Raw genomic sequence first — 13,056 nt, forward strand, 5'->3', positions numbered from 1 at the left:
AAACGTCATCTACAGTGAACATGCGCGGGACTACCTTAAACGTCACGGAGAATCACACTATGAGCACTGATGGTGCTTCAAGTCCAAGCCGCCTGCTGCCCAGGCTGCTGGGGATCTTGCTGCTGATCATGGGCCTGGCCTTGTTGGCCGGGGGCATCAAGCTGAGCATGCTCGGCGGGTCGCTGTACTACCTGCTGGCCGGTATCGGCATCACCCTGACCGGCCTCCTGCTGCTGGCCACGCGCCGCGCGGCGCTGGGTTTGTACGCGGTGGTGCTGTTCGCCAGTACCGTGTGGGCCCTGTGGGAAGTCGGCCTGGACTGGTGGCAGTTGGTGCCGCGCCTGGCCCTGTTGTTCGGCCTGGGCATCGTCATGCTGCTGCCGTGGTTCCGTCGCCCCTTGCTGCGTGGCCAACCTGCCCCACTGGGCACTGGCGCACTGAGCGTGGCCGTGGTCTTGGCCGGCGCCACCGCCGTGGCCAGCCAGTTCACCAACCCCGGTGAAATCAAGGGCCAACTGGACCGTGATGCGGTACCGGGCATGACCAATGCCGCCCCGGCCCAGGCCGATGGCGACTGGAACTCCTATGGCCGCTCGGCCTTCGGTGATCGTTACTCGCCCCTGGCGCAGATCACCCCTGAGAATGCGCACAAACTGGTGCCGGCCTGGACCTATCGCACCGGCGACCTGCCTGGCCCGGGCGACCCCGGTGAAACCACCGCGGAAAACACCCCGCTGAAAGTCAACGGCATGCTCTACGTGTGTACGCCGCACAGCCAGGTGATTGCCCTTGATCCGGACACCGGCAAGGAAATCTGGCGCTTCGACCCTAAGCTCTCGACGCAAAAAGCCGCGAACTTCAAGGGTTGGGCGCACATGACCTGCCGTGGCGTGACCTATCACGATGACGCCGCCTACGCCGCCACCGCGCAAAGCCCGGCCACTGACGCCGCTGCGCCGGCTGCCAACGCCTGTCCGCGCCGGATCTTCCTGCCGACCGCCGACACCCGCCTGATCGCCCTGAACGCCGACACCGGCAAGATGTGCGAAGACTTCGGCGACAAAGGCCAGATCGACTTGGGTGCCAATATCGGCGCCTTCGCCCCAGGTGGCTACTACTCCACCTCGCCGCCCGCCGTCACCCAGAACCTGGTGGTGATTGGTGGTCACGTCACCGATAACGTCTCCACCGACGAACCAAGCGGCGTGATCCGCGCGTTCGACGTACACACCGGCAAACTGGTGTGGAACTGGGACAGCGGCAACCCGGACGACACCACGCCGATTGCCGAGGGCAAGACCTACACCCGCAACTCGCCGAACATGTGGTCCATGTTCGCCGTCGATGAAAAACTCGGCATGCTCTACCTGCCGATGGGCAACCAGACCCCGGACCAGTTCGGTGGCTACCGCACGCCTGCGTCGGAGCTGCACGCTGCCGGCCTGACAGCGCTGGATATCGACACCGGTAAAGTGCGCTGGCACTACCAGTTCACCCACCATGACCTGTGGGACATGGACGTGGGCGGCCAGCCAAGCCTGATCGACATCAAGACCGCAGCCGGCGTGAAGCAAGCGGTGATGACTTCGACCAAGCAAGGCAGCATCTACGTGCTGGACCGTGCGACCGGCGAGCCTGTCGTGCCGATCAACGAAATCCCTGTGCCGCAAGGCGCGGTGGCCGGTGATCACACCTCGCCAACCCAGCCCAAGTCCGACCTCAACTTCATGCCACCGCCCCTCAAGGAACGTGACATGTGGGGTGTGACCCCGTTCGACCAACTGCTGTGCCGGATCGACTTCAAGTCCCTGCGCTACGACGGCCCGTTCACCCCGCCATCGCTGCAAGGCTCGATCGTCTACCCAGGCAACTTCGGCGTGTTCGACTGGGGCGGCATCTCGGTTGACCCGGTGCGCCAGATCGCGTTCGTCAACCCGAGCTACATGGCGTTCAAATCGACCATGATCCCGGCGGAAAAAATCGCCGCCATGGGCCCACGCGTCAGCGAAACCGAAGGCGTGCAGCCGAACAAAGGCACGCCGTACGGCGTGGTCCTCGAAGCGATGCTGTCGCCCATGGGCCTGCCGTGCCAGGCTCCGGCCTGGGGTTATGTGGCTGCCGTGGACTTGACCAATAACCAGACCATCTGGATGCACAAGAACGGCACCGTGCGTGACAGCTCGCCGGTTCCCATCCCCCTGAGCATGGGCGTGCCAAGCCTGGGCGGGACCTTCACCACCGCCGGTGGCGTGTCCTTCCTCAGCGGTACCCTCGACCAGTACCTGCGTGCCTATGACGTGAAAAACGGCAAGCAACTGTGGGAAGGTCGCCTGCCTGCAGGCGCACAGACCACCCCGATGACCTACACCGGCAAGGACGGCAAGCAATACGTGCTGGTCGTGGCGGGCGGTCATGGTTCCCTGGGGACCAAGCAGGGTGACTATGTGATGGCGTTCAAGCTGGCGGATTAAGCGGCAGCTGCAATAAAAAACCCCGGAATTCCGGGGTTTTTTATTTGAAATACAGTCCAAATGTAGGAGCGGGCTTGCCCGCGATGGCGTCTGTAAGAGCGCCGCAGGGTGTCAGTTACCCAACGTCATCGTTAACGACCATCGCAGGCAAGCCAGCTCCCACACAAGCCAGTCCCCACATGAGGTTGTGTTGAATCAGTCAGACCGTGCTGCGATCTCGACGCATCCACATTTCAAACGCCATGGCATTCAACGGCCGGCTGATCAGGTAACCCTGGGCCGTGTCGCAATTCCACTGTTTGAGCAGCCTCAGGCTCGGCTCGAACTCCACCCCTTCGGCCACCACCTTGAGCCCCAGGTTGTGGCTCATCTCGATGGTCGAGCGCACGATCACCGCATCGCCGCTGGTGCTGTCGAGGTTGCGCACAAACGACTGGTCGATCTTCAGTTCCTGCACCGGCAGGCGCTGCAACTGGGCCAGGGATGAGTAGCCGGTGCCGAAGTCGTCCACCGACAGGCTGATGCCACACCCGCGCAGTTGCTCAAGGATGCGCAAGGCCTGTTCCGGGTTGTGCATGATTGCGCTTTCGGTGATTTCAAAGATCAATTGCCCGGCCAGCACCCCGTGTATCTCCAGCAACTCGGTCACCCGTGGCGCCAGCCCTTCGTCGCCCAGGTCATCCACCGAAATATTCACCGACAGCTGCACCTCCAGCCCACGCACGCTCCACTCTGCCAATTGGCGGATGGCCTCTTCTATCACCCAGTGGGTCAGGCTGGACATGCTGCCGGAGCGTTCGGCCAGGGGAATGAATTCGGCGGGCGATACCAGCCCCAGGGTCGGGTGTTGCCAGCGCAATAGCGCTTCGGCCTGGCGCACGTAGCCATGGCGCAGGTCGAGCTTGGGTTGATAACACAGGTATAACTCACCCTCGATGGCGGCGCGGCGCAGGTCGCGGATCAGGCTGATCTGGCGTTGATGGGCGAGGTCTCGGTCCTGTTGATAGATCTGCAGATAGCCGGGCTGCGCGGCGGCATCGTGGCGTGCAATGGCCGCGCGGCTGATCAGTTCTTCGACCTGCCGGCCATCTTCAGGGTAGGTCGCAATACCCATGCTCACTTCGTGCCGCAACTCATCACCGCCGACCCGCTGCGGTTCGGTCAGCAGCGCGTACAAGCGGTCGGCACGGGCCACCGCGCTGTCGATCCGGGTATTTTCCAGCAGCACCAGGAACTCGCTGCCCGTGATACGGGCCGCCGTGTCGCCAGCGGCCAGGCTCGACAGCAGACAGCGGCTGGCTTCGCGGAGCATTTCTTCAACGCCTTGCGGGCCAAAGCCTTCGTTGATCACGCGGTAGTTTTCAATCCCCAGGTACAGCAACACCACCGGGCGCCGCGCGCTGATCGCGCTGCCCAGGCGCTCCATGGCCAGGGCGCGGTTGGGCAGCCCGGTCAGGGCATCGTGCAAGGCGTTATGGGCCAGTTGCCGTTCGCGCACGGCGATGCCGCTCTGCATTGCGTTGAAGGCGCGGGCCAGCAGGCCGAACTCATCCTTGCCACGCACCGCCACCGGTGTGCGGTAATCGCCGGCGCCAATCCGTTCGGCCGCCTGCACCAGGGCATTGAGTGGGCGCGACACCCGGCGCGCCATCAACAGCGCGCCCACCAACGACACCAGCAATGCGGCCAGAGCGATGCCGAGAAATTGCCGGTCCAGCGGCGCAAAGGATTGCAGGGCGTGGTCCAGCGGGCTTTGCAACAAGGCCATGACTTGCCCGCCCTCCCCACTGTTGGCCAGGGGCAGCACCTGGCTGAGAAAACGCTGGCCGCGAAACTCGATCATCTGCCCCCGCGCGGTAGTACTTGAATCTTGCAGCGCCTGGATGATCGCCGGGCGATCCTCCATCGGCTGAGTGCTGAACAAGGTACCCGGCTCACCGTTGTCCAGGCTCATGAATGACACTTCCAGGTTGCTCAGGGAGCGCAACTCGCTGGCAAACGTCTCATCCATGGAGAACCCCATGACCACCCGGGCCACGGGCAACGGATCGAGGACCTCTTCCTCGACCAGCAGGAACGGCTGGCCAGCCAGGGCGACGATCAGAATCTGCAGGGAGTTGCGCCGGGCCTGGCGCAGGGCATGGGCGTAAGGGAAGACTTGCTGGCGGGGAACGCCAGCCAGGGTACTGACGATGACCTGCCCGTCGAGTCCCAGCACAAACACCTCGCTGCTGCGGACCCCTGTGCCATGGCGCTGCAAGGCGGCAATAATCTGTGACGGCTGGCCGGCGGCAACGGCCCGGCGGAACTGCGCGTCCACCGTCAGCCAGTCCAGGCCGTATTGCAAGCGCCGCCCGCGCAGGTCCAGCAAACGCTCGAATACCCGGCTGCCGGTTTCCAGCTGCACCTGGGCCTGGTTTTCCACCGCCCGGGTGGTGGCGCCCTGGACGGCGAAATACACCGCGCCCACCACAACCAGCAGCAGTAACGCCAACACCCCAGCCAGGCGCGTCTGGAAGGCGTGGCGCCAGCCAATCCGCTTGCCCTCCGGCAGCGTTCGCCCACCCCAGCTCAAGCGTCCTTTTGTCATACGCATCCCTCGCGACTACAACCCTGACGTCAAAAAAATGCCCTTTCATTCAGGGCATTTGGACATCCAGATTAGTCTTCGCCGGGCAGAAGTAAAACCTAATAAATGCGGGCGGTTCGATGACATTATTTTGACGACAAATCACCGCCTAAACGGCAGCGGGCCCGCATGAAATCGCCCCAGCGGCGCACCAGGTAGTTGTGCTCGTCCATCACCGAATTCCACACCGCGATATGCCCCATGCGCTGCTCGTAGGAGCCACCATCGCGGACTTCGCCGACGTCGATCAGTGGCAGGCCATCGCTGCCCAGCAACTCTTCGCGGGCGGGTTTTCCTGCGTACCAGTAGTCCCACTCGGCGCTGCTCAGGTGGTCGCGGCTGCGCGCCGGGTTGCCGATGTAGTAACCCTGGCGGGCCATCACCGCACCGGGCCAACCCGACAGCCACCAGTTGAGGTAGGCATAGGCCGCGTCCAGCACCGGGCCTTTGGCATGGCGCGACAGCGACAGGCCGCCGAACCAGGCGCGATAGCCTTCGCGGGGCACAGCCAGACGGTATTTGACCCCGGCCCGATGCAGGCGCATCAAGGTCGGCGACCACAGGCTCTGGATATCGATGCTGGGGCTGAGCATCAATTGCGCCGCTTCCTCATCGTCGGACCAGAACGCGGCGAAATGGCCTTCCTTCTGCTTGCGCACAAGAATGTCGGCCAGCACATCGATCTCTTCGATGCTCATATTGCCGATGTCATTGAAGTCGGCCAGCCCCGCGCCCTGCACCGCCAGCGCCGCATCCAGGGCGCCGATGGCCGCGTCGCTTTGCAGCGCGGTGCGTGCGCTCCAGGCCGGGTCCAAAAGCCAGCCCCAGCTTTCATTGCTGCGGCAAAAGCCCTCGGGCAAGCGCTCGGGACGATAGGCAAAGCTGTCGGCGTTGTGGGTCAAGGGCAACATGCTGATGCGCTCGCTGACGGTGCTGCCGAGGCTGCCATCGTGCTGCACGAACAGGCGTTCGCTGGGCACGCTGCCGCCGCCCAGGCGATCATCAGCACTCAGGCGCCCGCGCTTGGGCAGGTCGTTGATCTCGTGCCACAGGGCGATGCGCCGGGTATCGATTGGCTGGATCGCCCGTGCCGGCCACACAAAGTCGACGTTGTGAAACCACTGGTCATAGAGGTCATAGCTGTCCGGCTGCATCACCGCGATGCGCTGCGCCTGCTCGACATCGTGGACCTGATACACCAGGCGAATGCCCAGCTCCTGTTCGGCGCGCACGCGCAAACATTCCAACAGGGTCACCGAGGTGCCCAGCACTCTTAGGGTAATCATGGGGCGAACCTGCGGCAGAACACATCAAAGGAGCGGCGCAGCAACGCCGGGTCAAGGCCGCGCAAGATAAACACCAGGCGCGACTGACGCTCCGTGCCCGGCCATGCAGGCAAATGAACCGGGGCATACAGGCAATGCTGCACGCCATGAATGACGATGGGGGCTGAGCTGGCGTTCACGTTGAGCAGTCCTTTGACGCGAAGAATGCGTTCGCCGTGGCATCTTAACAGCATCGATAACCAGACCCCGAAGCCCACCCAGTCCAGGGGCTGGTCGAAGGTCAGGCAACACACTTGCGCCGCGCCGTGGGTCGAGGGTGTGGAAGCTGCCTGATGCAATTTCCAGCGCCCCACTTCCAGCGCTGGCGTGGCGCTGCGCAGACCTTCACCCAGCAGCAATTGGTCGCCACTGTGGACCTCATCCGTGTTGAGGATCGGCGTGCCGGCGTTCAGCGCGGCCAGGTGTTGGCGCAAGTCATCGCAGTGATCCACCAGGTCGGTCTTGCTCAACAGCAAGCGATCGGCCGCCGCCACCTGGGCCAGCCACTCCGGGTGCAGGCGCTCTTGCAGGGCGGCGTGGCTGGCATCGACCAGGGTCACCACCAGGCCGATATGAAAACGCCCGCGCAGTTGCACATCGTTGTTCAAGGTGGCGAGGATCGGCGCCGGGTCGGCCAGGCCGGTGGTTTCCAGGATCACCCGCTTGAAGGCCGGGATTTCGCCACGTTCGCGGCGTTGCAGCAGGCCCAGTAGCGCGTCTTTCAATTCGCCACGGATGGAACAGCAGATGCAACCGCTGGGCAGCAATACCGTGTCGGGCGCCACTTCTTCGACCAGGAGATGGTCGATGCCGACATCGCCAAATTCATTGATCAGCAGCGCCGTGTCACCGAGGCTTTCGCCTTGCAACAGGCGCTTGAGCAAGGTGGTCTTGCCGCTGCCGAGGAAGCCGGTGATCACATTCAGCGCAATACTCATATTCATCCCCCACATTCAAAGGCGGTCCGGGGCAACTTCCAGATGGTTGAGCAAGGTTGGGTCCAGAGGATCCAGCGGGCGCCCCAGCATGCTTTCTGCGGCACGCCATAGCTGATCCAGGCCGCTGGCCAGTTCCTGCTTGCCGGTGGCGCCGAGCAGCAGGTAAGAGGCGCCCTGGAAGTCTTCGACCTTGAGCCGGAACACCGCCAGCACCTGGTTGATCGCGGCAATCCGGCGCAGGCGTTCGCGGCGCCGTGGCAGCTCGTCGCCCAAAGGATCGCTCCAGTGCAGGTCTTCGCCCAGCAGTCCACAGAGTCCGCACATGCTTAAGCTCCGCTCATGGCATGACATCGCCGGAGTTCGGCCCCAGTGTCTGGCCAACAAACAGGTTGCCACCCGGCTCACTGGCCAGCAGCACCGCCGTGGGCGCCACTTCATCGGCCAGGCCGAAGCGCCCCAGGGGCAACTCGGCGGCCTTGGCGCGCTTCCAGGTGTCACTGATGCCGCCCACCAGCGGCGTTTCAATCGGGCCGGGGGCGATGGCGTTGACCAGTACGTTGTCCTTGGCCACTTCCAGGGCCAGGGATTTGGTAAAACCGATCACCCCGGCCTTGGCCGCCGCGTAGTGGGTGAGTTCAGCGCCGCCCTTGATCCCCAGTTGCGAAGCGACGTTGATAATCCGCCCCCAACGCTGGGCGAGCATATGGGGCAAGGCACGCTGGCTGGCGATAAACACGCTGGTCAGGTCCACGCGCAGCATGTCGTTCCACATCTCGATGGACAGGTCGACACAGCGCGCCTGGGTCAGCATGCCGGCGTTGTTGACCAGGATGTCGATGCCGCCGAAACGGGCGACGCAACTGTCCACACTGGCCTGGGCGCCTTCGACGGTGCCGACATCGGCGATGCACTCAAACACCTCGGCACCAAGGTTGCGACAGGTGATGGCGGTTTCGGCCAGGCTCGCGGCGTCGCGGTCGGCCAGCAGCAGGCGTGCGCCTTCGATGGCGTAGGCGCGGGCGATGGCAGCGCCGATACCGCTGCCGGCGCCGGTGATCACGGCGCGGCGGTTGCTGAGTTGAGGCATATAGATTCTCCTGTTCCTGAGACGGGTGAGCGTCCCATAGGGTTAATCGGGCCAGCGCACGGTCAGGCCGCCATCGATGACGATGCTCTGCCCGGTCAGGTAGCTGGAGGCATCGCTGGTCAAGAACTGCACCAGCGATGCCACCTCATCCGCCCGCCCAACCCGGCCCAGCGGGATCGCCCGCGCGGCTTTCGCCAGGCCTTCGGGGCCGAGGGAGTTCTTTGCATCCAGCGACTGCGGCGTCTCGATCAACCCCGGGATCACGGCGTTGCAACGGATCCCCAGCGGCGCCAACTCCACCGCCAGCGAGCGACACAAACCCGGTACGCCCGCCTTGGCCGCCGCGTAATGCGCGTGCTCCTGCCAGCCGTACACGCCACCGGCAATCGACGAGATCGCCACCAGCGCCCCACCCTCTTTCATCTGCCGGGTCGCCGCGCGGAAGGTGCGCATCACCCCCGTCAGGTCGACGTTGAGCATCTCGTTCCACAGCGCGTCGGTCATCTCCAGCAATGGCGCTCGGCGCAACAGGCCGGCGTTGGCCACCGCATAGTCGAGGCGGCCAAAATACTGGATCGCCTGCGCCGCCAGGTTATCCACAGAGGTGGTATCCCCCACGTCCAGCGGCAACATCACGCATTCACCACCGGCCGCTTGCACCAGGTCTGCGGTGATTTGCGGGTCATGGGGATCGGCCGGGTAATACCCGCCCACCACCGCCACGCCGCTGCGCGCATAAGCCACGGCGAGGGCTTGGCCGATGCCACTGGCGGCACCGGTAATCAAGGCAACTTTACGGCTCATCAATACACTCCTTACTGGACAGTTTCCGGACGCACGTGGCGTGCGGCAAACATCAGCGCGCCGGAGAGGAAGCACGGCAGCGCACCGAAATACAGGGCGGCGGTCTGCCAATCACTGCCGGCAGACAACACCTGGGTCGCGCCAAAGCCGGCGACCACGGCGCCAATCGGGCCCATGGCATGGATGATCGCGCCGCCGGTGGCACGGATGCTGGTAGGGAAACTTTCACTGATGAAAAACAGCGCCGCCGAGTACGGGCCGATCAGGAAGAACAGGCCCAGGCTGTACAGCCCGACCACCATGGGCATATTGCTCGGCCCATACAGCATGCCGGCGAATGCCAGGCCGCCAAGCATCCAGCCCAGGCCGATCACGTTGCGCCGACCGATCTTGTCGCCCAGCCAGCCGTGGGTCAGGTAGCCGCAGTAGCCCACCAGGTTGGACAGCACAAGGATGATCAGCGAGTTCTCGAACGAGATGTGGTGCACGCTGATGATCACCGAGGTGCCAAGCACGCTGAACACCTGGATCGCCGCCCAGTTGAGCAGGATCGCCGCGCCGATCACCAGGGTCGCCCGGCGTGCCGGACCACGGAAGGCCGCCTTGAGGCCGGCCTTGCTGTGTTCATCGTAGTCCACGCCGTAGGTCAGGGCGACGTTCTGCGCCTCGCTCACCGCGCCGCTTTTACGCAGTTGGGTGATGCGCTGGTGGATCTGGAACTGCGGGCTCTCCTTGAGCTTGCGCGCCATGATCGCAATCACGATGGCCGGGATGGCCGCGAAGATGAAGCAGCCCTGCCAGCCGATGATCGGCAACAGCAGCGCAGTCAGGCCCGCAGCGATCAGCGCGCCCACCGGCCAGCCGCCTTGTACCAGGCTGTAGATAAAGCCACGGCGCTTGGCCAGTTTCGGGTCGTCGGAAGCGGCGTACAGCTCGCTCAAATAGGTAGCGTTGACCGTTTCCTCGGCATAGCCCAGGCCACCCAGGGAACGGATAAAGATCAACGGTGACTTGCCCCACGCGCCGCCAATGGCCGTCAGGGCCGAGCACACGGCGGAGCCGGCGACGGTGAAGATAATCCCGGTGCGCCGTCCCAGCTTGTCCACCAGCGGGCCGATGGCCAGCGCCACCACGGCAGTCCCCACCGCCACCCAGGTCGCAATCTCGGCTTGCTCCACCTCACCCCAGCCGAAATGCCGGCCGATTTCCGGCAGCAACGTGCCGAACAGGATGAAGTCATACACCGCAAACACCCAGGCAAAAAACGCAATCCAGGTGGCGAAACGCACCTCCTTGGACGTCAGTTGCCGGGGTTTCCAGCCAGTCAGGTCGAGCTTGTTATAGATAGACATGGATCGCGCCTCGATGGGGGCAAAGGGTCAGGTACGCATGGGGCCCCCTGTAGGAGCGAGCTTGCTCGCGAAAAACCCAAGTGCGCCGCGTACATCCAGGATGCCCGCGTCATCGTCAGCGATTTTCGCGAGCAAGCTCGCGCCTACAGGGGGGCCAGGTCAGGTACGGGGTTGGCGGCGGATAAAGTCGTCGGCGATCTCGTCGAAGGTGACGAAGCGCACACCGGCATGGCCCTGGATGTGTTCGATCAAGCGTTCAAGCATCAACAGCACTTGCGGGCGACCGGACACGTCGGGGTGGATGGTCATGGTGAACACCGCGTGCTCGTGCTCGCGGTAGACCCAGTCGAACTGGTCGCGCCACATTTCTTCCAGATGGCGCGGGTTGACGAAGCCATGGCTATTGGGCGCTTTCTTGATGAACATCATTGGCGGCAGGTCGTCGAGGTACCAGTTGGCCGGGATCTCCACCAGGTCGGTTTCTTCGCCGCGCACCAGGGGTTTCATCCAGGTATCGGGGTGCTGGCTGTAGTCGATCTTGGTCCAGGTATCGCCCTTGCGCACGTAGTAGGGATGGAAGTCGTTGTGCATCAGGCTGTGGTCGTACTTGATGCCTTTTTTCAGCAGCAACTCATTGGTGACCTTGCTGAACTCCCACCAGGGCGCGACGTAGCCGGTGGGGCGCTTGCCAGTGACCTGGGTGATCAGTTCGATGGACTTGTCGAGGACGATTTCTTCCTGCTCGGCCGTCATGGCAATGGGGTTTTCATGGCTGTAGCCATGCACACCTATTTCGTGGCCGGCATCGGCCACGGCCTTCATCTGCTCAGGAAAGGTTTCCATCGAGTGACCAGGGATAAACCAGGTGGTGCGCAGGCCATAGCGCTCGAACAACTTGAGCAGGCGCGGCGCGCCGACTTCACCGGCGAACAAGCCACGGGAAATATCGTCCGGGGAGTCTTCGCCGCCATAGGAACCGAGCCAGCCGGCGACCGCGTCGACGTCGACGCCAAATGCACAGAGGATGTCTTTAGCCATGGGGTATCTCCCTTCAAGGTTGATTGCGGTTTCAACGGCCAGGGCGGCCCACCACAAAAACGTACATATTAATAAAATGTACATTTAACAAAGGCAGATTTCGTGCCAGCCTGTCTGCGCACTCAAGCCCAGGATCGGACGACCCGGCCAAGACCTACGGGATAGATGGTGTTGAGTCCGGGGAAAAAATCTTGCACCGCATTCGCGATAGGCCTTCAATGAAATAATGTATCTTTTATTAATAAATACATTTTGGTGCAGAAAGGTAACACCCCAACATTCCAGGCCCCAAAAAAGTGCCGCCGATGTGGCGCAGAGTGACAGGCGCATCTATGAGAGAATCCCCGGCCACCGTCCTACATGCCTCAGAGAAAGCAATGAAAGCAGTGTCCGCCTCGGCCTCCCGCTACGCGATGATTCACCAGTTGTTGCGTGATGCGATCGTCAGCGGCACCGCGCGCCACGGGCTGGTCCTGCTGGAGGCGCCGCTGGCCGAACTGTTCGGCACCAGCCGCGTGCCGGTGCGCAAGGCGCTGGACCTGCTGCACACAGAAGGGTTGATCTGCCGTTTCGATGGCCGGGGTTACCTGATCAACCCCGAAGGCCTGGACCTGGAGCCGCTGCGCCTGCCCCTGAGCCATGCGCACCTGGGCCTGAACGGCGAAGATGAACTGGTGGACACCCGCCCCCTGGGTGAACGCATCGTCGAGGAAATCGGCGCGGCGCTGTCCACCTGCATTGCCTTCGGCCACTACCGCCTCGATGAACAGGCCGCCGCCGATCACTACGGCGTCAGCCGCGCGGTGGTGCGTGAAGCCTTGATGCGCCTGCGCGACCGCGGCCTGGTGGAAAAGGAGCCGTACTCGCAATGGCTGGCAGGCCCGCTGACCGCCCGGGAAGTCACTGAAGACTACGAGCTACGCGCCTGCCTGGAGCCGGAAGCCTTGCGCCAGAGCGCGCCGGGCCTGGCCCGCGAGGTGCTCGAAGCCATGTTGCAGCGGGTGATCGACGCGCAAAACAGCGCCCACTGCAGCCTTGAAGACATCGAACAACTCGAAGCCGACCTGCACCAGCACTGCCTGGCGGGCCTGCAGAACCGCAAGATCGCCGCGCTGATCCGCCAGGGCCAGAGCCCGATGATCATCAGCCGGATCTTCTACCGTTTGCTGGGGATCGGCGCAGACCCGGCGATGCTCGCCGAACACCGGCTGATCCTGGAACTGCTGCTGCACGGGGCCTTCGATGCCGCGGCGCTGAACCTGCGCGAGCATTTGCAGCGGGCACGCCAGCGCATGTTGCAGCGGTTGAAGGTGTTGTCGGTGCTGCCGGAGCAACCATTGCCCGCCTACCTGCACAAAATCAGCTGACCTACAGGTTGGTTAATATCATGCAATTTGTTGCTAACCACGCCG

10 protein-coding genes are annotated in these 13,056 nt (G+C 63.4%); 2 read left to right on the forward strand and 8 right to left on the reverse strand.

All coding sequences use genetic code 11. The features are described 5' to 3' along the window. Positions 1-59: 59 nt before the first annotated feature. On the forward strand, positions 60-2,471 hold the full coding sequence (locus BFQ03_RS23840) for a glucose/quinate/shikimate family membrane-bound PQQ-dependent dehydrogenase (protein WP_032859949.1): 2,412 nt from the start codon (positions 60-62) through the stop codon (positions 2,469-2,471). Between the two features lie 199 nt (positions 2,472-2,670). On the opposite strand, the gene BFQ03_RS23845 is transcribed toward BFQ03_RS23840, so the two are convergent. The 8 genes from BFQ03_RS23845 to BFQ03_RS23880 all read right to left on the reverse strand — a co-directional run bounded on the left by BFQ03_RS23845 (position 2,671) and on the right by BFQ03_RS23880 (position 11,644). Further along, a complete protein-coding gene (locus BFQ03_RS23845; RefSeq protein ID WP_065944252.1) occupies positions 2,671-5,007 on the reverse strand; it encodes a putative bifunctional diguanylate cyclase/phosphodiesterase in 2,337 nt (778 codons plus the stop codon). Positions 5,008-5,186: 179 nt separating this feature from the next. Then, the gene (locus BFQ03_RS23850) at positions 5,187-6,386 is read right to left on the reverse strand and encodes an ABC transporter substrate-binding protein (protein ID WP_032859950.1); all 1,200 of its coding nucleotides are present in this window, start codon (positions 6,384-6,386) and stop codon (positions 5,187-5,189) included. Beyond that, positions 6,383-7,363 (reverse strand): CobW family GTP-binding protein, encoded by a 981-nt coding sequence (locus tag BFQ03_RS23855; protein WP_065944253.1) that lies wholly within the window; start codon positions 7,361-7,363, stop codon positions 6,383-6,385. The genes BFQ03_RS23850 and BFQ03_RS23855 overlap by 4 nt, the downstream gene beginning before the upstream one ends. 15 nt (positions 7,364-7,378) lie before the next feature. Beyond that, on the reverse strand, positions 7,379-7,687 hold the full coding sequence (locus tag BFQ03_RS23860) for a hypothetical protein (protein ID WP_032859951.1): 309 nt from the start codon (positions 7,685-7,687) through the stop codon (positions 7,379-7,381). A 13-nt stretch (positions 7,688-7,700) separates the two neighbouring features. Then, positions 7,701-8,450: an SDR family NAD(P)-dependent oxidoreductase gene (locus BFQ03_RS23865; RefSeq protein ID WP_032859952.1), complete on the reverse strand. Its 750-nt coding sequence runs from the start codon at positions 8,448-8,450 to the stop codon at positions 7,701-7,703. Between the two features lie 42 nt (positions 8,451-8,492). Then, a complete protein-coding gene (locus BFQ03_RS23870) occupies positions 8,493-9,254 on the reverse strand; it encodes an SDR family NAD(P)-dependent oxidoreductase (RefSeq protein ID WP_065944167.1) in 762 nt (253 codons plus the stop codon). An 11-nt stretch (positions 9,255-9,265) separates the two neighbouring features. Then, positions 9,266-10,606: an MFS transporter gene (locus BFQ03_RS23875; protein WP_032859954.1), complete on the reverse strand. Its 1,341-nt coding sequence runs from the start codon at positions 10,604-10,606 to the stop codon at positions 9,266-9,268. A 159-nt stretch (positions 10,607-10,765) separates the two neighbouring features. Then, on the reverse strand, positions 10,766-11,644 hold the full coding sequence (locus BFQ03_RS23880) for a polysaccharide deacetylase family protein (protein WP_032859955.1): 879 nt from the start codon (positions 11,642-11,644) through the stop codon (positions 10,766-10,768). A gap of 377 nt (positions 11,645-12,021) precedes the next feature. Here BFQ03_RS23880 and BFQ03_RS23885 point away from each other — a divergent pair, with 377 nt between their 5' ends. Beyond that, a complete protein-coding gene (locus tag BFQ03_RS23885) occupies positions 12,022-13,011 on the forward strand; it encodes a GntR family transcriptional regulator (RefSeq protein WP_032859956.1) in 990 nt (329 codons plus the stop codon). Positions 13,012-13,056 lie beyond the last annotated feature (45 nt).

Source organism: Pseudomonas sp. 25 R 14 (assembly GCF_900004755.1).
GTDB lineage: Bacteria > Pseudomonadota > Gammaproteobacteria > Pseudomonadales > Pseudomonadaceae > Aquipseudomonas > Aquipseudomonas brenneri.